This window comes from Pseudomonas sp. LBUM1671, assembly GCF_059695685.1.
The window spans coordinates 1,243,654-1,266,408 of the sequence record NZ_CP166782.1 but is presented as its reverse complement, the minus strand read 5'-3'; the positions used below and the strand labels follow the sequence as shown (position 1 = coordinate 1,266,408).

Genomic DNA, 22,755 nt, shown 5'->3' with positions numbered 1-22,755 from the left:
CTGAGCAACAAATCGTGCGGTACTTTACCGGAGAAATGAGGTTTACGCGGTCTCTACCGTCGGAAAACTCTTCACCAGTTCGTCCAGGGCTTTGAGCTGGGCCAGGAATGGCTCCAGTTTGTCCAGGCGCAAGGCACAAGGGCCGTCGCATTTGGCGTTGTCCGGGTCCGGATGGGCCTCGAGGAACAGACCGGCCAGCGACTGGCTCATGCCGGCCTTGGCCAGATCGAGGACCTGAGCGCGACGGCCGCCGGCGGAATCGGAGCGACCACCGGGCATTTGCAGCGCGTGGGTCACGTCGAAGAACACCGGGTATTCGAACTGCTTCATGATGCCGAAGCCGAGCATGTCGACGACCAGGTTGTTGTAGCCGAAGCTCGAACCGCGTTCGCAGAGGATCAACTGATCGTTACCGGCTTCCACGCATTTGCTCAGGATGTGTTTCATTTCCTGAGGTGCGAGGAACTGGGCTTTCTTGATGTTGATCACCGCACCGGTCTTGGCCATCGCGACAACAAGGTCGGTCTGGCGCGACAGGAAGGCCGGCAGCTGGATGATGTCGCAGACTTCAGCGACGACCGCGGCCTGCTCAGGCTCGTGGACGTCGGTGATGATCGGCACGCCGAAGGCTTGCTTGATGTCCTGGAAAATCCGCATGCCCTCTTCCAGGCCGGGGCCACGGTAGGAGGTCACGGAGGAACGGTTGGCCTTGTCGAAGCTGGCCTTGAACACGTAAGGGATACCGAGTTTCTCGGTAACCTTTACGTACTCTTCGCAGACCTGCATCGCCATGTCGCGGCTTTCCAGCACGTTCATGCCACCGAAAAGCACCATTGGCTTGTCGTTGGCAATCTCGATATCGCCTACACGGATGATCTTCTGCGCCATTGGAATTACGCCTTCTTCTGGTGTTGAACCAAAGCTGCTTTGACGAAACCGCTGAACAACGGGTGACCGTCGCGCGGTGTCGAGGTGAACTCAGGGTGGAACTGGCAAGCGACGAACCATGGATGATCCGGGGCTTCAACCACTTCGACCAGCGCGCCATCACCGGAACGACCGGAGATTTTCAAGCCGGCTTCCATGATTTGCGGCAGCAGGTTGTTGTTCACTTCGTAGCGATGACGGTGACGCTCGACGATCACGTCCTTGGCGTAGCAATCGTGCACCAGGGAACCCGGCTCCAGCAGGCAATCCTGAGCGCCGAGGCGCATGGTGCCGCCCAGGTCGGACGCTTCGGTACGGGTTTCGACGGCACCGGTGGCATCTTCCCACTCGGTGATCAGACCCACGACCGGGTGACCGCTGGCGCGATCGAACTCGGTGGAGTTGGCGTCTTTCCAGCCCAGCACGTTGCGAGCGAACTCGATCACGGCCACTTGCATGCCCAGGCAGATGCCGAGGTACGGAACCTTGTTTTCGCGAGCGTATTGAACGGCGGTGATCTTGCCTTCCACGCCACGCAGACCGAAGCCGCCCGGTACGAGGATCGCGTCGACACCTTCCAGCAGCGCAGTGCCCTGGTTTTCGATGTCTTCGGAATCGATGTAGCGCAGGTTGACCTTGGTGCGGTTGCTGATGCCGGCGTGACTCATCGCTTCGATCAGCGACTTATAGGCGTCCAGCAGTTCCATGTACTTGCCGACCATCGCGATGGTGACTTCGTGTTCCGGGTTCAGCTTGGCGTCAACCACGGCTTCCCACTCGGACAGATCAGCGCTGCCGCATTGCAGGCCGAAGCGTTCGACAACGAAATCGTCCAGGCCCTGGGAGTGCAGGATGCCCGGGATCTTGTAGATGGTGTCGGCGTCTTCCAGCGCGATCACCGCACGTTCTTCAACGTTGGTGAATTGCGCGATCTTGCGACGCGACGAGATGTCGATCGGGTGATCAGAGCGGCACACCAGCACGTCTGGCTGCAGGCCGATGGAACGCAGTTCCTTGACCGAATGCTGGGTTGGCTTGGTTTTGGTTTCGCCGGCCGTGGCGATGTACGGCACCAGTGTCAGGTGCATCAGCATCGCGCGCTTGGCGCCGACTTCGAAACGCAATTGACGGATGGCTTCGAGGAACGGTTGCGACTCGATGTCACCCACGGTGCCACCGATCTCGACCATGGCCACGTCGGCATCGCCCGCGCCCTTGATGATGCGGCGCTTGATTTCGTCGGTGATGTGCGGGATCACCTGGATGGTTGCACCCAGGTAGTCACCACGGCGCTCTTTGCGCAGGACGTGTTCGTAGACACGGCCGGTGGTGAAGTTGTTGTTCTGGGTCATGGTCGTGCGGATGAACCGCTCGTAGTGGCCCAGGTCCAGATCGGTCTCGGCGCCGTCGTGGGTGACGAACACTTCACCGTGCTGGAACGGGCTCATGGTGCCCGGGTCAACGTTGATGTACGGGTCCAGCTTCAGCATGGTGACCTTAAGTCCCCGCGCCTCCAGGATGGCCGCCAATGAAGCCGAGGCAATGCCTTTCCCCAATGAAGAAACAACACCGCCCGTGACGAATATGTAGCGCGTCATGAAAAACCCTAGAAGTCTGCGTTAAAGCGGTCCGAGCCGCCGGGGAAAGCGAAGGAAGGCCGAAGCCCCCGATCACCTGCATTAATCACAGTGCACCTTTCAAAAAAACCGCCGCGTTGGGACAGACCGGCAGATGAAACACCGGTACGTTGCTCGCTACACATTTTTTGGAATCGCCCAGCAAAGACTGCTTGGTAATCGGCAACTTCTGTAATTCAGGCGAATCCACAGAAGTTGTATCAAGAAGGGAGCGTAGTCTACCGGAAAGCCCCTTTCAGCTCAAACCTTGATCTTCGCTCAGTGGGTCCCAATGCAAATGCCAGCCCTGCGGCTCACAGCCATCGAGACCCCGCAGGCTGGCCACCGCCAGCAATTGCGTGTCTCGGTAGAGCAGCGGCAATCTGCCACGGACGAAGCCTGGAACACCGCGTTCGTTGAGCAAACGCTTGAGATCCCGGTGGCCGCGATCAGGCAGAGTCATGACCTCTCCCCCCTCACGATAGCGGATCTGCAGCGAGCCATCGGGGATTTGGCCAGTGAACGTCAGTACGCCATTTTCCGGTAACACCAGCGCTGTCGAGGGATCAGCCCATGCGCCGGCGTGTGGCGGATTGCGCAGCCATGCGCCGGAGAGCCACCAGATACGCCCCCCCGCCCGATGCAATTCGCCACCGGCCAGCCGCCAGACTGGACGTGCATCTCCAGTGGCATCGCGCAAATCGTCCCAACCCGACCAATGGTCGCTGTCCGGGAGCCGTGTCAGTGCTGTCAGCCAGTGACTCAGTGCGTTGCGCTGGCGCGCGGCAGAGAGTTTTGCCAGCGGCGCCAGATCCAGAGACGGCACACCCAGCCAATCGAACTCACTGACGGTGCTGGCGCTGGCCAGATCGATTTGTGCCAGTTCATCGAGCAACCCCTGCGCTTCGCTCAGATGCGAGGCGCTGCGGGCCATGGTCGCCATGGCTTGCGGCCAGCGCTCGGTCAGGACCGGGAACACTTGATACCGCAGGTAATTGCGCGAGAATTGGTGGTCCTGGTTCGTTGGGTCCTCAACCCACTTCAACTGATGCTCAGTCGCGTAAGCCTCAAGCTCGGCGCGCGCGACATCAAGCAACGGACGCAGAAGATGCCCGCGACCCAGGACCCGCTCGCGAGGCATGCCCGACAACCCTCTCACCCCTGCCCCGCGCAACAGCCGGAACAGCAGGGTTTCCGCCTGATCGTCGCGGTGTTGCGCGGTCAGCAGCAGTTCATTGGCCTGAGTGGCTTCAACGAAGGCGCCATAGCGCGCATCCCGGGCGGCACGTTCAAGGCTGGCGCCGGGCTGAACCTGAACGCGAACCACCTGTAGCGGCACACCCAACGCGTCACAGACCGACTGACAATGTTGTGGCCACGCATCAGCCGCAGCCTGCAGGCCGTGATGGACATGAATGGCGCTGATCGCGGGCAGGGATTCGGTTTTTGCGAGATGGACGAGGAGGTGCAGCAGGACGGTGGAGTCGAGACCGCCACTGAAGGCGATGCGCCAGGCCTTAGCGTTGCGCCACGGTTTCAGGTTCAGGAGCAGCCTGGCCGGTAGATCAATCATGGGCCGACTCATATCGATCACTCCACACAAAACAAATGTGGGAGCGGGCTTGCTCGCGAAGAGGCCATCACATTCAACATCATCGTTGACTGACACACCGCCTTCGCGAGCAAGCCCTCTCCCACATTCAGGCCGAGGTCAGATCAGAGACCGTAGCTCATCAGACGCTCGTAACGACGGGCCAGCAGCGCTTCGTTATCGAACTTCTTCAGCATCGCCAGTTGCGAGCTCAGCTCGGCACGGATCGAAGCAGCAGCAGCCGCCGGATCGCGATGCGCGCCGCCCAATGGCTCGCCGATCACCTTGTCGACGATGCCCAGGCCTTTCAGGCGCTCGGCGGTGATGCCCATGGCTTCTGCGGCGTCCGGTGCTTTCTCGGCGGTTTTCCACAGGATCGAAGCGCAACCTTCCGGCGAGATCACCGCGTAAGTCGAGTACTGCAGCATGTTCAGTTGATCGCAAACGCCGATCGCCAGAGCACCACCGGAACCACCTTCACCGATCACGGTGGCGATGATTGGAGTTTTCAGGCGGGCCATGACACGCAGGTTCCAGGCAATCGCTTCGCTCTGGTTGCGCTCTTCAGCGTCGATGCCAGGGTAAGCGCCCGGGGTGTCGATGAAGGTCAGGATCGGCATTTTGAAACGTTCGGCCATTTCCATCAGGCGGCACGCCTTGCGGTAGCCTTCCGGACGCGGCATGCCGAAGTTGCGGCGAACTTTCTCGCGTACTTCACGGCCTTTCTGGTGACCGATGATCATCACCGGCTGATCGTCCAGACGGGCAATGCCGCCCACGATCGCAGCGTCGTCCGAGAAGTGACGGTCGCCGTGCAATTCGTCGAACTCGGTGAAGATGTGTTCGATGTAGTCCAGGGTATACGGACGTTTCGGGTGACGCGCGAGACGTGCGATCTGCCAGCTGGTCAGCTTGCCGAAGATGTCTTCGGTCAGCGTGCTGCTTTTGTCCTGCAGGCGGGAGATCTCATCGCCGATATTCAGCGAATTGTCGTTACCGACCAAGCGCAACTCTTCGATCTTGGCTTGCAGGTCGGCGATCGGCTGTTCGAAATCTAGAAAATTCGGGTTCATAGGCGTCCGTCTTGGGTCGACGTCCAAGAGAGCTTGGGCCGGCCGGTTGTCTATTCGCGCCCTACCTTAAGGGACAGGCGCGTTCAGGTCGAGATTAAAAATTCAGGTCGAGATCAGGGCCTTCGGCGGAACCTGACCGTCAACGGTATTGGAGGAAGACGTTGTCTCGCCCGAACTGGTCACGCAAGGCTTGAATCAACGCATCCGCCGGATCGATTCGCCAGGTCTCGCCAAACTGCAGCAAGGCCTTTGCATCGGGGCTCGTGTACTCCATGGTGATCGGGCACGCGCCGCGGTGACGCTTGAACAACTCACCCAGCCAGCGTAGCTGATCGCCCTTCAAATCCTTGGTCTGCAGTTTCAGGCGCAGGCTTTCGGCGAGGTTGGTGCGCGCATCTTCCATGCTCATCACCCGCTTGACCCGCAGCCGCAGGCCGCCGGAGAAGTCGTCGTTGCTGACTTCACCTTCGACCACCACCATCGCGTCGGTCTGCAACAGCGACTGCGCGGAATGGAACGCCTCGGCAAACAGCGAAGCCTCGATCCGACCGGAGCGGTCATCGAGGGTGATGAAACCCATCTTGTCGCCCTTTTTGTTCTTCATCACCCGCAAGGCGATGATCATGCCCGCGACGGTCTGCGTATCGCGAGCCGGCTTCAGGTCGATAATGCGCTGGCGGGCAAAACGGCGGATCTCGCCTTCGTATTCGTCGATCGGGTGACCGGTCAGGTACAGGCCCAGGGTGTCTTTCTCCCCTTTCAGGCGTTCCTTGAGGGTCAGTTCCTTGGCCTTGCGGTTATTGGCGTAGACATCGGCGTCTTCTTCGACGAACAGACCGCCAAACAGATCGACGTGGCCGCTGTCTTTGGTACGCAGGGTTTGTTCGGCGGCCTTGATCGCCCCTTCCATGGCGTTCAGCAGGACCGCGCGGTTGCGGTCGATATTGGCCTGATAGGCTTTCTGCTCGTCATGGAAGTAAGGCCCGAGACGATCCAGAGCACCGCTGCGGATCAAACCGTCCAGGGTGCGTTTGTTGATTCGCTTGAGGTCGACACGGGCGCAGAAATCGAACAGGTCCTTGAACGGGCCGTCCTGACGCGCCTCAGTGATCGCTTCCACCGGCCCTTCGCCGACACCCTTGATCGCGCCGAGGCCGTAAATAATCCGGCCTTCGTCATTCACCGTGAACTTGAACTCCGAAGTATTCACATCCGGCGCGTCGAGACGCAGCTTCATGGTGCGAATTTCTTCGATCAAGGTCACGACCTTGTCGGTGTTGTGCATATCCGCCGACAGTACTGCGGCCATGAACGGCGCCGGGTAGTGCGTTTTCAGCCACGCGGTCTGGTACGACACCAGGCCATACGCGGCGGAGTGGGATTTGTTGAAACCGTAACCGGCGAACTTTTCCACCAGGTCGAAAATGTTACCGGCAAGGTCAGCGTCGATATTGTTGGTCTTGCAACCGTCAATGAAACCGCCGCGCTGCTTGGCCATTTCCTCAGGCTTTTTCTTACCCATGGCCCGACGCAGCATGTCCGCACCGCCGAGGGTGTAACCGGCCATGACCTGGGCAATCTGCATCACCTGTTCTTGATACAGGATGATGCCGTAAGTCGGTGCCAATACGGGCTTGAGGCCTTCGTACTGGTAGTCCGAGTGCGGGTACGCCAGTTCGGCGCGGCCGTGCTTACGGTTGATGAAGTCGTCCACCATGCCCGATTGCAACGGGCCCGGACGGAACAGGGCCACCAGTGCGATCAAGTCTTCCAGGCAGTCGGGCTTGAGCTTTTTGATCAGCTCTTTCATGCCGCGTGACTCGAGCTGGAACACCGCGGTGGTTTCAGCTTTTTGCAGCAACTGGTACGTCGGTTTGTCATCCAGCGGGATGAACGCGATATCCAGCGGCGGCTCATCGACCTTGGCGCGGTCGCGGTTGATGGTTTTCAGTGCCCAGTCGATGACCGTCAGGGTCCGCAGACCGAGGAAGTCGAACTTCACCAGGCCGGCAGCTTCAACGTCGTCTTTGTCGAACTGGGTCACCAGACCGTCGCCGGCCTCATCGCAATAGATTGGCGAGAAGTCAGTCAGCTTGGTCGGGGCGATTACCACACCCCCGGCGTGCTTGCCGACGTTACGCACAACGCCTTCAAGCTTGCGCGCCATTTCCCAGATTTCCGCGGCTTCCTCATCGACCTTGATGAAGTCGCGGAGGATTTCTTCCTGCTCGTAAGCTTTTTCCAGGGTCATGCCGACTTCGAACGGAATCATCTTCGACAGACGATCCGCCAGACCGTAGGACTTGCCCTGTACTCGCGCCACGTCACGGACCACAGCCTTGGCGGCCATGGAACCGAAGGTAATGATCTGGCTCACCGCGTTGCGACCGTATTTTTCGGCCACGTAATCGATCACGCGGTCACGGCCGTCCATGCAGAAGTCGACGTCGAAGTCGGGCATGGAGACCCGTTCCGGGTTAAGGAAACGTTCGAACAGCAGGTCATATTCCAGCGGATCGAGGTCGGTGATCTTCTGCACATAGGCCACCAGCGACCCGGCACCCGACCCCCGGCCAGGCCCCACCGGCACGCCGTTGCTCTTGGCCCACTGGATAAAGTCCATAACGATCAGAAAATAACCCGGGAAACCCATCTGGATGATGATATCCAGCTCGAAATTCAGCCGGTCGACGTAGACCTGACGCTTGGATTCGTAATCTTCGGTGGTGTCTTTGGGCAGCAGAACGCTGAGGCGCTCTTCCAGACCGTCGAACGAGACCTTGCGGAAATACTCGTCGATGGTCATGCCATCAGGGATCGGGAAGTTGGGCAGGAAGTGAGTGCCCAGCTTCACTTCGATGTTGCAGCGCTTGGCGATCTCGACGGTGTTCGCCAGCGCCTCGGGAATGTCGCTGAACAGCTCGGCCATTTCCTCGGCGCTTTTGAGGTATTGCTGATCGCTGTAATTCTTCGAACGCCGCGGATCGTCGAGGGCGCGGCCCTCACCGATGCAGACGCGGGTTTCGTGAGCGGCGAAGTCTTCCTGCTTGATGAAGCGCACGTCGTTGGTCGCGACCAGCGGCGCACCGATTTTTTCGGCCAGGGCCACGGCGCCGTGCAACTGTTCTTCGTCGTTGGGGCGGTTGGTACGCTGGATTTCCAGATAGAAACGATCCGGGAACACGGCCATCCATTCGCGGGCGAGGATTTCCGCTTCTGCCGGATTGCCACTGAGCATGGCCAGGCCGATTTCGCCCTCTTTCGCCGCCGACAGCATGATCAGGCCTTCGCTGGCCTCGGCCACCCACTCGCGCTCAATGATGACCGAGCCATTGCGCTGGCCGTCGATGAAGCCGCGGGAAATCAGTTCGGTGAGGTTGCGATAGCCGACAGCGTTCATCGCCAGCAGGCTGATCCGGCTCAGGGCGTTGTCCGGATCCTTGTTCGACAGCCACAGGTCGGCGCCGCAGATCGGCTTGATGCCTGCGCCCATGGCCGCTTTATAGAATTTGACCAGAGAACACATGTTGTTCTGGTCGGTGACCGCAACGGCGGGCATGTTCATGCCGACCAGGGTCTTGACCAGCGGCTTGATCCGCACCAGACCGTCGACCAGGGAATATTCAGTGTGCAGGCGTAGATGAACGAATGAAGCCGGCATAGTGATCCTGTCTGTGAACATGAAGACAACAAGGCCCGGATTGTACCGGGCCTTGGTAAAAACATCAGCCTTGCGACTAACTCTCGATCAGGTTTTCGCGAGCCTCGTAAGCCAGGCGCACCGGGGCGAACGAACGGCGATGAATCGGCGTCGGCCCCAGGCGGGCCAGGGCTTCCAGATGAACGGGGGTCGGGTAGCCTTTGTGGCCGCCGATCCCGTAACCCGGGTAAATCAATTCGAAAGCAGCCATTTCACGATCGCGGCTGACCTTGGCCAGGATCGATGCGGCAGCGATAGCCGGCACCTTGCCGTCGCCCTGCACCACCGCTTCGGCGCGCATGGACAGTTTCGGGCAGCGGTTGCCGTCGATCATCGCCAGTTTCGGCTGGATGTGCAGGCCTTCGATGGCGCGCTGCATGGCCAGCATGGTGGCATGCAGGATGTTCAGCTCGTCGATTTCTTCGACTTCGGCCCGGGCAATGCACCAGCTCAGGGCTTTTTCGCAGATTTCGTCGTAGAGCTTTTCGCGCCGGGCTTCAGTGAGCTTCTTCGAGTCGTTCAGGCCGAGGATCGGCCGATTCGGATCGAGAATCACCGCAGCCGTGACCACGGCACCGCAGAGCGGACCGCGACCGACTTCGTCGACACCGGCAACCAAATCTTCGACTTCAGCGACCAAGGTGAAATCCAGCCCCATCTGCATGCTTGTCTTACTCATTGTACTTGGCCGATCAGTTTCAGCACGGCATCCGCCGCCTGGTTGGAGGCATCCAGGCGCAAGGTCCGGTGGATTTCGTCAAAGCCGCGGGTCTGTTCTGCGCCGCCCTCGATCAACGGCGACAAGGTTTGGGCCAGGGCCTCAACCGTCGCATCGTCCTGCAGCAACTCGGGTACTAAAAGGCGCTGGGCCAACAAGTTTGGCAGGGAGATGTAAGGGCTTTTCACCATGCGCTTGAGAATCCAGAACGTCAGCGGCGCCAGGCGATAAGCGACCACCATCGGCCGCTTGTACAACAGCGCCTCAAGGGTCGCCGTGCCGGAGGCAATCAACACGGCGTCGCAGGCTGCAAGGGCAAGGTGGGATTTGCCATCGAGCAGGGTCAGCGGCAGATCGCGACCAGCCAACAACTCTTCAAGCTGCACGCGGCGTTCCGGACTGGCGCAAGGCATGACGAACCGCACACCTGGGCGCAAGGCCCGCAGGCGTTGAGCGGTATCGAGGAACAATGCACCGAGACGGCCAACTTCACCGCCACGGCTGCCCGGCATCAATGCAACCAGCGGCCCGTCGGGCAAACCGAGTTCAGCCCGTGCGGCGGCGCGATCGGCTTCAAGCGGGATCGCATCCGCCAGGGAATGCCCGACAAACCGCACCGGCACGCCCTTCTCTTCATAGAACTTCGCTTCGAACGGAAACAGCGTCAGCATCAGGTCGCAGCCTTCGCGAATCTTCAATACCCGCTTCTGCCGCCACGCCCACACCGACGGGCTGACGTAATGCACGGTCTTGATACCGGCCTGACGCAGCTTGAGTTCGATATTGAGGTTGAAGTCCGGAGCATCGATGCCGATGAACGCGTCCGGCTTTTCGGCGATCAGGTCGGCGATCAGCTTTTTACGACGCGCCATCAGCTCGCGCAATCGACCCAGCACTTCCACCAGGCCCATGACCGAAAGACGTTCCATCGGAAAATAAGAAGTCAGGCCTTCGGCCTGCATCAACGGGCCACCGACACCGATGAACTCCACCGCCGGATGCTGAGCCTTGAGTGCGCGCATGAGGCCCGCACCCAGAATGTCACCGGAAGCCTCACCCGCCACCAGCGCAATACGCAGATTAGCCATGATTAACGTGTGATGCCGCGGGTCGAAGACTGGATGGAATCACGGAACACCGCGACTTCCGGGAACTGGTCCGAGGGCTCGGCCAATTCGGCGAGCGCCTGCTCAACCGTCAGGCCCTGGCGGTAAACCACCTTGTAGGCACGACGCAGGGCGTGGATCGCGTCTTCGCTGAAACCACGACGGCGCATGCCTTCGAAGTTCATGCTGCGGGCTTCGGCGGGGTTGCCGAACACCGTGACGTACGCTGGAACGTCCTTGCCAATGGCGGTCCCCATGCCGGAAAAGCTGTGGGCACCGATGTGGCAATACTGGTGGACCAGGGTAAAACCGGACAGGATCGCCCAGTCTTCCACATGCACGTGGCCAGCCAACGCGGTGTTGTTGACCAGGATGCAATGATTGCCGATCACGCTGTCGTGGCCGATGTGGGCATAGGCCATGATCAGGTTGTGATCACCCAGAGTCGTTTCCGAGCGGTCCTGAATGGTCCCGCGGTGAATCGTCACGCCTTCACGGATGATGTTGTGGTCACCGATGACCAGACGGGTTTCTTCGCCTTTGTATTTCAGATCGGGCGTGTCCTCACCTACCGAAGAAAACTGGTAGATGCGGTTGTGCTTACCGATTCGGGTCGGGCCCTTGAGAATCACATGCGGCCCGATCACTGTCCCCTCGCCGATTTCCACACCTGCGCCGACGATCGACCATGGGCCGACCTCGACACCTTCGGCCAGAACGGCCGTCGGATCGATGATTGCGCGAGGGTCAATCAAACTCATAGTTTGCGTTCCGCGCAGATGATTTCAGCGGAGCAGACTGGCTTGCCATCGACCGAAGCCTGGCACTCGAACTTCCAGATCTGACGCTTGCAGCTGATGAAGCGGGCTTCGAGGATCAATTGGTCGCCTGGAGTGACGGGCTGGCGGAAACGCAGCTTGTCGGAGCCGACGAAGTAGTAGAGCGTGCCGTCGGCAGGCTTCACGTCGAGCATTTTGAAGCCAAGGATACCGGCAGCCTGAGCCATCGCTTCGATGATCAGTACGCCCGGCATGATTGGATGCGCAGGGAAGTGACCATTGAAGAACGGTTCGTTGATGCTGACATTCTTGTAGGCGCGAATGCGCTTGCCTTCCACATCCAGATCCACGACCCGGTCCACCAGCAGGAACGGGTAACGGTGAGGCAGGTATTCGCGAATCTCGTTGATGTCCATCATTTCGGGGGGAAGCCTATGTAAAGATTGGGAGCGCGCGACTGACGCGCACCCCTCTAGCAAATCAAGGAGGCAGTCTAGCGGCTGTGCACACTTGATATGGAAATGGTATCAGCCATCTGATGAAGCATTACCGTCAGGGGTCACGTCCCCTACACGCTTTTCCAGCTGTCGCAAACGTCGTGCGATGTCATCGAGCTGACGGATACGGGCCGCGCTTTTGCGCCATTCGGCTGCTGGTTGCATCGCCGTACCGGAAGAATAGGAACCCTTTTCGGTAATCGAGTGGGTCACCATGGTCATCCCGGTGATAAATACGTTGTCGCAGATTTCGATATGCCCCACCAGCCCTACGCCACCGGCGAGCATGCAATGCTTGCCGATTTTGGTGCTGCCGGAGATTCCCACGCACGCGGCCATGGCGGTGTGATCGCCGACCTGCACGTTGTGGGCGATCTGAATCTGATTGTCGAGCTTCACGCCGTTACCCAATACGGTATCGGCCAGCGCGCCGCGGTCGATAGCGGTATTCACGCCAATCTCCACATCATCACCGACCAATACACCACCGATCTGGGCAATTTTCTGCCAGACACCTTTCTCGTTGGCAAAACCGAAGCCTTCGCCGCCAAGTACGGCACCGGACTGAATCACGACCCGTTTGCCGATGCGCACGTCGTGGTACAGCGTGACCCGTGGGGCCAGCCAGCCGCCCTCGCCGATTTCGCACCGAGCCCCGATGAAGCAATGCGCCCCCACGGTGACACCGGCAGCGATACGCGCGCCGCTTTCGATCACCGCAAAGGCACCGATGCTCGCAGCCGGGTCAACCACTGCGTCCGCAGCCACTACCGCTGTCGGGTGAATACCGGCAGGCGCCTTGGGCTTGGGATCGAACAGATGGGAAATACGTGCGTAGGCCAGGTACGGATCAGGCACCACCAAGGCATCGCCGGCAAAACCTTCAGCGTCTGCGGCCTTCAGCAACAGGGCTGCGGCCCGGCAGTCCACCAGGTATTTACGGTATTGGGGGTTTGCGAGAAAGCTCAACTGAGCTGGGCCAGCCTCTTGCAAAGTGGCTAGCCCAGTAATTTCTTTCTCCGGGTCGCCACGTAGTGTGGCGCCGAGGAACTCGGCCAACTGGCCGAGCTTTATAGTCGCTGTCATGGATTACTTCAGCTGATTCATGCGCTCGATAACCTGGCGAGTGATGTCGTACTGAGGTTTGACATCAATCACTGCGCCACGCTCGAAGACCAGGTCAAAAGCACCTTTCTTGATGACTTCTTCCACAGCGCTGTCCAGTTTCGGCTTGAGCTGCTTCAGCATTTCACGGTCGGCAACGGCTTTGGCTTCGTTCAGTTCCTTGGATTGGAACTGGAAGTCGCGGGCCTTTTGCTTGAACTCGAGCTCAAGACGTTCACGCTCGCCTTGCTGCATCTTGTCGCCGCCGGCCATCAGACGGTCCTGGATACCTTTGGCGCTGCTTTCCAGCGTCTTGAGCTTGGACAGTTGCGGACCAAACTTCTTCTCGGCATCCACAGCGTATTTCTTGGCCGCGTCGGATTCCAGCAGGGCCATCTGATAGTTCAGAACGGCGATTTTCATGTCGGCAAAAGCCGGTCCTGCTACCAGTACGGTCGCCAGGAGAACCAATTGAGTCAACTTACGCACGATGTACTCCTACAAAATCCATTGTCGTTATTTTGAGGCAGACGCTTAGAACGTCTGGCCGAGAGAGAATTGGAACACTTGAGTCTCAGCGTCATCCGGCTTCTTGATCGGCATGGCCAACGCGAAGCTCAGGGGACCCAGTGCGGTGACCCAGGTCACGCCTACACCGACAGAGCTCGCAACGTTGCTCAAGCTGATGTCGTTGCACTCTGTTTGAGAGCTCGAACCGACATTGGCGTTCGTCGTTTTGTCGCACTTGGAATCGAATACGTTACCCACGTCCCAGAATACCGAAGTACGCAGTGAACGCTGATCCTTGACGAATGGCAGCGGGAACAGCAACTCGACACCACCCTGGATCAGAACGTTACCACCGAACGGCAGCGGATCCTGGTCCGGGTCGGCGAGTGTACCGGCGTTACCCGTTTCAGCCTGACCACGGCTAGGTGTACTGCGCGGCCCCAGGGTACTGTCCTTGAAGCCACGAACCGAGTTGAAACCACCAGCATAGTAGTTTTCATAGAACGGCAAGCCATCGGTGGAACCGTAGCCGTCGCCGTAGCCCAGTTCGGTGTGAAGACGAACGGTGTAGTTTTCGGTGATTGGCTGGAACAGCTGACCACGGTAATCCAGTTTAAAGAACGACAGGTCGCTACCCGGCGTCGTGGTTTCCAGAGTCAGACTCTGGGAATGGCCACGGGTCGCCAGCACACCTTTGTTCAAAGTCGACTCGGACCACCCGGCCGACGCCTTGAAGTTCAGGTAGCTGTCGCCTTCACGGTTAACGAAGTCGAAAATCTCGTCAACGGTGTACTGACCGGTCTTGATCTTGTCCTGTTGCGCGCTCAAGCCAAAGGTCAGACGCGAAGTCTCACTGATCGGGTAACCGACGTTAACGCCAGCACCCAGGCTGTCTACGGCATAGCTGGCTACGTCGACATCAAGGTCTTTATAGTCGGTGGTGCGATAGAACGCGTTGTAACCCAGGCTCACGCCATCAGCAGTCCAGTACGGGTCGACATAACCGAAGTTATAGCGGCTCTGGTATTCACTGCGGGTCAAACCGACGCTGACCTTGTTACCGGTACCCAGGAAGTTGTTCTGAGTGATCGAACCACCGAGGATCAGACCGGCGCTCTGGGCGAAGCCGACGCTGGCAGTGATCGAACCGGAAGCCTGTTCTTCAACGCTGTAGTTCACGTCAACCTGGTCATCGACACCCGGTACAGCAGGGGTTTCAACGTTCACTTCTTTAAAGAAGCCCAAACGCTCAAGACGGGTCTTGGATTGATCGATCAGGTAGGTCGAAGCCCAACCGCCTTCCATCTGACGCATTTCGCGGCGCAGCACTTCGTCTTCGGACTTGGTGTTGCCACGGAAGTTGATGCGGTTGACGTAAGCACGTTTGCCCGGATCGACGGCGAACGTGATATCGACGGTGTGATCTTCATCGTTCGGCTGAGGCACGCCGTTGACGTTGGCGAAGGTGTAGCCCTCGTTACCCAGGCGACGGGTAATCAGTTCGGACGTGGTGGTCATCAGCTTGCGCGAGAACACCTGACCTTTCTGAACCAGCAGCAGGGACTTGACCTGGTCTTCAGGAACCTTCAGGTCGCCGCTCAGCTTGACGTCACGAACGGTGTATTTCTCGCCTTCGTTGACGTTGACGGTGATGTAGACGTGTTTCTTGTCCGGGGTAATGGACACCTGGGTCGAAGCGATATCCATGTTGATATAGCCACGGTCCAGGTAGTAGGAGCGCAGACGCTCCAGGTCACCGGACAGTTTTTCACGAGCGTACTTGTCATCGTTCTTGAAGAACGACAACCAGTTGGTGGTCTTCAATTCAAACAGGTCGATCAGGTCTTCCTCAGGGAAGACCGTGTTACCCACCACGTTGATGTGCTGGATAGCCGCAACGGTACCTTCGTTGATGTTGACCTTCAGGCCGACACGGTTACGCGGCTGCGGCACCACTTCGGTGTCAACGGTAGCCGAGTAGCGACCCTGGGCGACATATTGACGCTGCAGTTCGTTACGGACACCTTCGAGGGTGGCACGCTGGAAGATCTCGCCTTCGGCCAGACCGGATTGTTTGAGGCCCTTCATCAGGTCTTCAGTAGAGATCGCCTTGTTACCTTCGATCTCGATACTGGCGACCGACGGACGCTCGACTACCGTAATGACAAGGACGTTGCCATCGCGGCCCAGCTGGATATCTTGAAAGAACCCGGTTTTGAACAGCGCACGAGTGGATTCCACCAGGCGACGATCATCCGCCTGTTCACCGACGTTTAACGGCAAAGCACCAAAGACGCTACCCGCGGAGACCCGCTGGAGGCCATTGACGCGAATATCAGAGATAGTGAAGGACTCGGCGTGAACTTCGGCGATCATCAATACGGTGAGAACCGCAGTTAGCAGCAGACGTTTCATGAAGTCCTTTCTTATTCCAACTGGCAATAAACAAACTGCCGCAAAATGCGGCAGATTCGCAATTCAGCGAAGTGTTACAGACGGCCCAAATCATTGACCAGAGCAAGCAACATCACCCCGACCACCAAACTGATACCGATCTGTATCCCCCAACCCTGCACCCGATCTGACAAGGGACGACCACGCGCCCACTCGATCAGATAAAACAACAAATGCCCCCCATCCAGTACAGGAATGGGCAACAAATTCAGAACCCCCAGGCTAATACTCAGATAAGCAAGGAAATTCAGGAAATCAGCGACACCCGACTGGGCAGAAGCGCCCGCCACTTTAGCAATGGTTATCGGTCCACTCAAGTTTTTTACCGAGAGCTCGCCGAACAACATTTTCTTGAGCGAATCGAGCGTCAGTACGCTCATGGTCCAGGTGCGTCGAGCACCCTCGCCAATTGCGGCCACAGGACCATAACTGACTTCGCGAATCATCTCTGGCGGCCAATCGACCGCTTTCACCCCTGCGCCCAGATAACCGGTGGGTGCCTTGCTCCCGCCGCGAGCAGCCAAGGTCACAGGGACGTCGATTTGAGCACCATCGCGCTCAACACGCAGCATGATTTTGGTATCTGGATGCATACGAACGGTGTCGACCACCTGCTGCCAGTCATCAAGTGACTTGCCATCAAGCGCCAACAGCCGATCACCGGTCTTCAGCCCCGCCGCCTGGGCCGGCCCTTTCGAATCAAGTTCAGCCAACACCGGCGGTAATGCCGGACGCCATGGACGAATACCCAACGAACGAATCGGATCCGGCTCGTCAGCGCCCTTGAGCCATTTATCCAGCATCAGCTCACGGGGCGAATCCGCGGTGGAGCCCTGCTCACGCACCAACAACTGAAGAGAACCGCTCTCGCCAAGACGACGGACCAGCTGCAAATTCACCGCGCCCCAGCCGGATGTCGGCTCGCCATCGATGGCAATAATTTCCTGCCCTGCGCTCAGACCGGCCTTGGCGGCAATGCTGCCGGATTCGACCGCGCCGATGACCGGGCGCACCTGCTCGCTGCCGAGCATGGCCAACACCCAGAAAAACACCATGGCCAATAGAAAGTTGGCGATCGGCCCAGCCGCCACGATGGCAATACGCTGACGGACAGATTTGCGATTGAAGGATTGATCGACCTGATCAACCGGCACTTCGCCTTCGCGCTCGTCGAGCATCTTCACGTAGCCGCCCAACGGAATGGCGGCCACTACGAACTCCGTGCCTTTCTTGTCGTGCCAGCGCAGCAGCGGCATGCCGAAGCCCACGGAGAAACGCAGCACTTTGACCCCACAGCGACGTGCGACCCAGAAATGACCGAATTCGTGGAAGGTGACCAGCACGCCCAATGCAACCAGGGTGCCGACAATCATATAGAGCGCGCTCATCTACTTTCTCCGCAATCCTATCCAGTGCCGCATGGGCCAACGTATTGCAGCACTTACCGCCCGTGACGGCTCAACCATTGCCCGGCCAGTTCTCGCGCTTTCGCGTCGGCCGTAAACACCGCCTCGAGATCATCCACCGCAACGACTGGCTCGAGGTTTAGCACTTCCTCGATGATACTCGCGATTTCCGGGTAGCGAACCCGCTCGTCGAGAAACGCCGCGACAGCCACTTCATTCGCCGCATTGAGCATGGCCGGTGCACTATTGCCGGCTTCGGCGGCCTGACGCGCAAGGCGCAGGCAAGGGAAGCGTTCTTCATCGGGCGCCTGGAAGTCCAGGCGCGCGATGGCAAACAGATCCAGCGGCGCTACACCCGAATCGATACGCTCCGGCCAGGCCAGGGCGTTGGCGATCGGCGTGCGCATGTCCGGATTGCCTAACTGTGCGAGCACCGAGCCATCGATATAGTCGACCAGCGAATGAATCACGCTCTGCGGGTGAATCACCACTTCGACCTGGGACGGCTTGGCGTCGAACAACCAGCAGGCTTCAATCAACTCGAGGCCTTTGTTCATCATGCTGGCCGAATCGACCGAAATCTTGCGACCCATGGACCAGTTCGGATGCGCGCACGCTTGCTCAGGGGAAACATGCACCAACTCGGCCATCGGCGTCTGTCGGAACGGACCGCCAGAGGCTGTCAGCAGAATCCGACGCACACCGACCGCGCCAAGCCCGCGAGCGAAATCCTGTGGCATGCACTGAAAAATCGCATTGTGTTCGCTGTCGATCGGCAGCAGCACCGAACCGCTTTTGCGCACCGCCTGCATGAACAGCGCACCCGACATGACCAACGCTTCTTTGTTGGCCAGTAGGATCTTCTTGCCCGCCTCGACCGCCGCCAGGGTCGGACGCAAGCCCGCCGCACCAACGATGGCCGCCATGACCGCATCGACCTCAGGGTCGGAAGCCACCTGACACAGGCCCTCTTCCCCCACCAATACGCGGGTCGACAGGCCTGCAGCACGCAAGTCGTCCTGCAAGGTCCGGGCAGCGCCCACCTCCGGCACGACGGCAAACCGTGGCGTATGACGCACGCACAAGGCCAGCAACTCACTCAGGCGCGTGAAACCACTCAACGCGAACACCTGATAGCGCTCTGGATGACGAGCGATTACGTCCAGGGTGCTCAGACCGATCGAGCCGGTCGCCCCCAGAACGGTAATCTGCTGTGGGCGGCTCACGGTGCGGCCATCCACAACAGCACGGCAAATACGGGGATCGCGGCCGTCAGGCTGTCGATGCGATCCAGCACACCGCCGTGCCCCGGCAGCAGATTACTACTGTCCTTGATCCCGGATTGACGCTTGAACATGCTCTCAGTGAGGTCACCCACGACCGAGATGAATACGATCACTGCCGCACCGATCAGGCCCATCAGCATCTGCACGAAACTCCAGTCGCGCACAAAGCCAACGATCGCCGTAATCACCAGACTCAGCAGCAAGCCGCCGTACACGCCTTCCCAGCTCTTGCCAGGACTGACCATTGGCGCCAGCTTGCGCTTGCCGAATGCACGACCGGAAAAGTACGCGCCAATATCGGCCCCCCAGACCAGCACCATCACCGCCATGATCAGCCAGTTACCCAAGGGTTGCTGCTTGATCTGGACCAGACCTTGCCAGGCCGGCAGCAGGATCAGCAAACCGATCACCAGCTTGCAGGCGGCGCTGGACCAGTGTTCGCTGGAACTCGGGTAGGTCAGCACCAGATAGGTCGCCACGCCCCACCAGAGCACCGAAGCCCCCAACACCCAGGGCGCGAGCCCCGGCAGGATGTGCATGACAAACAGCATCAATGCGACCACAACCGCGTAGGCAACGCGCATCGGCTGGGCATTGAAGCCTGCCAGGCGAGCCCACTCCCATGCGCCGAGGGTCACGACCAGCCCGATGAACAGCGCAAAGCCCGTGCCTTCAAGCAGGAAAAACCCGCACAAAGCGATCGGCAGCAGGATCAGCGCGGTGATGATTCGTTGTTTGAGCATTAAACCCGGGCTCCAGCCTCGACCTGCTCGCTCGTTTTACCGAAGCGACGCTGGCGAGAAGCGAAATCGGCCAGCGCGTTACGCATGGCGTCGTGTTTGAAGTCCGGCCAGAACAGGTCGGAGAAGTACAACTCGGCATAAGCCAGTTGCCAGAGCAGGAAGTTGCTGATGCGGTGTTCGCCACCGGTGCGGATACACAAGTCCGGCAACGGCAGGTCACCGGTGGCCAGACAGGTCTGCAACAGCTCCGGCGTGATGTCCTCCGGACGCAGATGCCCGGCCTGAACTTCACGCGCCAGACGCTGCGCGGCTTGCGCGATGTCCCACTGACCGCCGTAGTTGGCGGCGATCTGCAAGACAAAGCGGTTGGCACCGGCGGTCATCGCCTCGGCTTCACGCATGGCGACCTGAAGCTCGGGATGAAAGCGCGAACGATCACCGATGATGCGCAGACTGATGTTGTTGTCATTGAGGCGCTTGGCCTCACGACGCAACGCCTTGAAGAACAGATCCATCAAGGCACTGACCTCATCGGCCGGGCGCTGCCAGTTCTCACTGGAGAAGGCGAACAGGGTCAATACCTCGACCCCGGCCTCGGCGCACACTTCAATCACTGCGCGAACCGCATCCACGCCCGCTTTATGCCCGGCAACACCCGGCATAAAGCGCTTTTTCGCCCAGCGATTATTACCATCCATGATGATCGCGACATGGCGCGGCACCGCGGACGGCACAGTCTGCTTAGTCTTTTCCATGAAAACGCGACCCTTATACGGCCATCAGGTCTTTTTCTTTCTGTGCCAGATGCGAGTCGATTTCAGCCACGTACTTCTTGGTCAAATCGTCGATCTCGCCAGTGGCGCGACGCTCTTCGTCTTCGCTGATTTCTTTTTCCTTGACCAGATCCTTCAGCGAGCTGTTGGCATCGCGACGGATGTTGCGCACGGCAACACGGGCATCTTCAGCGACATCGCGAGCCTGCTTGGTGAAGCCCTTGCGGGTTTCTTCAGTCAGGGCCGGCATGGAGATCAGCAGCAACTCACCCAGGTTGGTCGGGTTGAGGTTCAGACCCGCGCTACCAATGGCTTTGTCGACGGCACCGAGCATGTTGCGCTCAAAGGCAACAACTTGCAGGGTACGGGCGTCTTTGACGGTGATGTTCGCCACTTGCTTGATCGGGGTGTCGGAACCGTAATACGGCACCATCACACCTTCAAGAATGCTTGGGTGCGCCTGGCCGGTACGAATACGGCCGAAGTTGTGCAGCAGCGATTCCACGGATTTCTTCATGCGCTCTTGAGCGTCTTTCTTGATTTCATTGATCATTGTTGGCCTTCCTCGATCAGGGTCCCTTCAGCGCCGCCATGCACGATGTTCAGCAGGGCGCCGGGCTTGTTCATGTTAAAGACACGCAACGGCATCTTGTGGTCGCGGCAAAGGCAAATGGCCGTCAGATCCATCACGCCCAGCTTGCGATCCAGCACTTCATCGTAAGTCAGATGATCGAACTTCTCGGCATGCGGGTCTTTGAATGGGTCAGCGGTGTAGACGCCATCGACCTTGGTCGCCTTGAGCACGACATCGGCATCGATTTCGATCGCTCGCAAGCAGGCTGCCGAATCCGTAGTGAAGAACGGATTACCGGTACCGGCCGCGAAAATCACCACTTCCTTGGCGTTCAGGTGACGCATGGCTTTGCGGCGATCGTAATGATCGGTCACGCCCACCATGGAAATGGCCGACATCACGATGGCCGAGATATTGGCACGTTCCAGCGCATCGCGCATCGCCAAGGCGTTCATCACAGTGGCCAGCATGCCCATGTGGTCGCCAGTTACCCGATCCATGCCGGCCGCGCTCAGCGCTGCACCGCGGAACAGGTTGCCACCGCCGATCACCAGACCGACCTGAACACCGATGCCGACCAGTTGGCCGACTTCAAGCGCCATGCGATCCAGAACTTTCGGATCGATCCCGAACTCTTCCGAGCCCATCAGGGCCTCGCCGCTAAGCTTGAGTAGAATGCGTTTATAGCGAGCCTGATAACCACTGCCCTGCTGAGCCATTGCGAATCTCTCCTGCGGCGTATTTTAAAAATTCTTTGCGAGCTGTTTACAGCTGGCGTTCACTCTAGCTTGGCGCTGCTTCAGCGCCATCGGAACATGGCTTTGTAAGCCAGTTCCAAAGGGAAACCAATAAAAATTGGTGCCCCATCTGAAAAGAGGCTGCGCGCGTTAGCGGGCAGCCTCTTCAGGGCGACAGTTAAAAACCGTCTTATTGCTTGGCGGCAGCCAGCTGGGCAGCAACTTCTTCAGCGAAGTTGTCGACCGGCTTCTCGATGCCTTCACCTACCTTGAAGTAGGTGAAAGAAACGATTTCTGCACCGGCTTTCTTGGCCAGTTCGCCAACCTTGATTTCAGGGTTCTTGACGAACGCCTGCTCAACCAGGCTCGCTTCAGCCAGGAACTTGCTGATACGGCCTTTGACCATGTTTTCAACGATGTTTTCCGGCTTGCCGGCGATCTTGTCAGCGTTGAGGGTCAGGAACACGCCTTTCTCGCGCTCGACCGCTTCAGCGGAAACTTCCGATGGCAGCAGGAATTCAGGGTTGGTGGCCGCTACGTGCATAGCGATGTCCTTGGCCAGCTCAACGTTGCCGCCTTTCAGAACAACTGCAACACCGATCTTGTTGCCGTGCAGGTAACCACCAACAACATCACCTTCAACGCGAGCCAGGCGACGGATGTTGACGTTTTCGCCAACCTTGCCGACCAGAACCAGGCGATCAGCTTCTTGTGCTTCGATCAGCGGAGCAACATCAGTCAGCTTGTCAGCGAATGCTTTTTCAACGCTGGAAGCAACGAATGCCTTGAAGTCGTCCTGCAGAGCCAGGAAGTCGGTCTGCGAGTTCACTTCCAGCAGAACGGCGGATTTACCGTCTTCTTTCAGAGCGATCGCGCCTTCAGCAGCTACGTTGCCTGCTTTCTTGGCAGCCTTGATGGCGCCCGAAGCACGCATATCATCAATGGCTTTTTCGATGTCGCCGCCGGCCTTGGTCAAGGCCTTTTTGCAGTCCATCATGCCTTCGCCAGTACGCTCACGCAGTTCTTTAACCAACGCTGCAGTAATCTCTGCCATTTTAAAATTCCTCTTGGATAGGTTTTCAACCATTCCACCCGATCGAACGGGCGATCAATTCTTCCCGACCCCACTTGTTAGCGGCTGCACGTTACAAAGGCTGTAGC

19 protein-coding genes are annotated in these 22,755 nt (G+C 58.8%); all 19 read right to left on the bottom strand.

Annotated features, from left to right (window positions below):
• Positions 1-42: 42 nt before the first annotated feature.
• The 19 genes from kdsA to tsf all read right to left on the bottom strand — a co-directional run bounded on the left by kdsA (position 43) and on the right by tsf (position 22,648).
• Positions 43-888, bottom strand: a complete 846-nt coding sequence (gene kdsA / locus ACA060_RS05580; protein ID WP_497315914.1) for a 3-deoxy-8-phosphooctulonate synthase — start codon at positions 886-888, stop codon at positions 43-45.
• 5 nt (positions 889-893) lie between these two features.
• The gene (gene pyrG, locus ACA060_RS05575) at positions 894-2,525 is read right to left on the bottom strand and encodes a CTP synthase (RefSeq protein ID WP_109628218.1); all 1,632 of its coding nucleotides are present in this window, start codon (positions 2,523-2,525) and stop codon (positions 894-896) included.
• A gap of 274 nt (positions 2,526-2,799) precedes the next feature.
• Entirely contained in the window at positions 2,800-4,128 is a 1,329-nt protein-coding gene (gene tilS / locus ACA060_RS05570; protein ID WP_497315911.1) for a tRNA lysidine(34) synthetase TilS, read from the bottom strand.
• 131 nt (positions 4,129-4,259) lie between these two features.
• Positions 4,260-5,207: an acetyl-CoA carboxylase carboxyltransferase subunit alpha gene (locus tag ACA060_RS05565; RefSeq protein ID WP_010462799.1), complete on the bottom strand. Its 948-nt coding sequence runs from the start codon at positions 5,205-5,207 to the stop codon at positions 4,260-4,262.
• 139 nt (positions 5,208-5,346) lie between these two features.
• Positions 5,347-8,868, bottom strand: a complete 3,522-nt coding sequence (dnaE, locus tag ACA060_RS05560; protein WP_109628216.1) for a DNA polymerase III subunit alpha — start codon at positions 8,866-8,868, stop codon at positions 5,347-5,349.
• Between the two features lie 76 nt (positions 8,869-8,944).
• The gene (rnhB, locus tag ACA060_RS05555; protein WP_010462803.1) at positions 8,945-9,571 is read right to left on the bottom strand and encodes a ribonuclease HII; all 627 of its coding nucleotides are present in this window, start codon (positions 9,569-9,571) and stop codon (positions 8,945-8,947) included.
• Positions 9,572-9,582: 11 nt separating this feature from the next.
• Positions 9,583-10,713, bottom strand: coding sequence for a lipid-A-disaccharide synthase (gene lpxB / locus ACA060_RS05550; RefSeq protein WP_497315909.1), 1,131 nt, complete (start codon positions 10,711-10,713; stop codon positions 9,583-9,585).
• Positions 10,714-10,715: 2 nt separating this feature from the next.
• On the bottom strand, positions 10,716-11,492 hold the full coding sequence (gene lpxA, locus ACA060_RS05545; protein ID WP_109628214.1) for an acyl-ACP--UDP-N-acetylglucosamine O-acyltransferase: 777 nt from the start codon (positions 11,490-11,492) through the stop codon (positions 10,716-10,718).
• Positions 11,489-11,929 (bottom strand): 3-hydroxyacyl-ACP dehydratase FabZ, encoded by a 441-nt coding sequence (gene fabZ / locus ACA060_RS05540; RefSeq protein ID WP_008154051.1) that lies wholly within the window; start codon positions 11,927-11,929, stop codon positions 11,489-11,491. Before fabZ ends, lpxA begins: the two co-directional genes overlap by 4 nt.
• A gap of 108 nt (positions 11,930-12,037) precedes the next feature.
• Entirely contained in the window at positions 12,038-13,093 is a 1,056-nt protein-coding gene (lpxD, locus tag ACA060_RS05535) for a UDP-3-O-(3-hydroxymyristoyl)glucosamine N-acyltransferase (RefSeq protein WP_497315907.1), read from the bottom strand.
• A gap of 3 nt (positions 13,094-13,096) precedes the next feature.
• Positions 13,097-13,600, bottom strand: a complete 504-nt coding sequence (locus ACA060_RS05530) for an OmpH/Skp family outer membrane protein (protein WP_010462812.1) — start codon at positions 13,598-13,600, stop codon at positions 13,097-13,099.
• A 45-nt stretch (positions 13,601-13,645) separates the two neighbouring features.
• Positions 13,646-16,036 carry an outer membrane protein assembly factor BamA gene (bamA, locus tag ACA060_RS05525; RefSeq protein WP_497315905.1) on the bottom strand — a complete coding sequence of 797 codons (2,391 nt, stop codon included), beginning with the start codon at positions 16,034-16,036 and terminating at the stop codon, positions 13,646-13,648.
• Between the two features lie 74 nt (positions 16,037-16,110).
• Positions 16,111-17,463 carry a sigma E protease regulator RseP gene (gene rseP, locus ACA060_RS05520; RefSeq protein WP_497315903.1) on the bottom strand — a complete coding sequence of 451 codons (1,353 nt, stop codon included), beginning with the start codon at positions 17,461-17,463 and terminating at the stop codon, positions 16,111-16,113.
• 53 nt (positions 17,464-17,516) lie between these two features.
• Positions 17,517-18,707 carry a 1-deoxy-D-xylulose-5-phosphate reductoisomerase gene (gene ispC, locus ACA060_RS05515; RefSeq protein ID WP_109628210.1) on the bottom strand — a complete coding sequence of 397 codons (1,191 nt, stop codon included), beginning with the start codon at positions 18,705-18,707 and terminating at the stop codon, positions 17,517-17,519.
• Positions 18,704-19,510: a phosphatidate cytidylyltransferase gene (locus ACA060_RS05510; RefSeq protein ID WP_109628209.1), complete on the bottom strand. Its 807-nt coding sequence runs from the start codon at positions 19,508-19,510 to the stop codon at positions 18,704-18,706. Before ACA060_RS05510 ends, ispC begins: the two co-directional genes overlap by 4 nt.
• Complete coding sequence (gene uppS / locus ACA060_RS05505; RefSeq protein ID WP_109628208.1) at positions 19,510-20,265, bottom strand: polyprenyl diphosphate synthase; 756 nt, start codon at positions 20,263-20,265, stop codon at positions 19,510-19,512. Before uppS ends, ACA060_RS05510 begins: the two co-directional genes overlap by 1 nt.
• 13 nt (positions 20,266-20,278) lie before the next feature.
• Complete coding sequence (gene frr / locus ACA060_RS05500; RefSeq protein WP_109628207.1) at positions 20,279-20,836, bottom strand: ribosome recycling factor; 558 nt, start codon at positions 20,834-20,836, stop codon at positions 20,279-20,281.
• On the bottom strand, positions 20,833-21,576 hold the full coding sequence (gene pyrH / locus ACA060_RS05495) for a UMP kinase (protein WP_003172271.1): 744 nt from the start codon (positions 21,574-21,576) through the stop codon (positions 20,833-20,835). The genes frr and pyrH overlap by 4 nt, the downstream gene beginning before the upstream one ends.
• Positions 21,577-21,784: 208 nt before the next feature.
• Positions 21,785-22,648, bottom strand: coding sequence for a translation elongation factor Ts (gene tsf, locus ACA060_RS05490; RefSeq protein ID WP_063342635.1), 864 nt, complete (start codon positions 22,646-22,648; stop codon positions 21,785-21,787).
• Positions 22,649-22,755 lie beyond the last annotated feature (107 nt).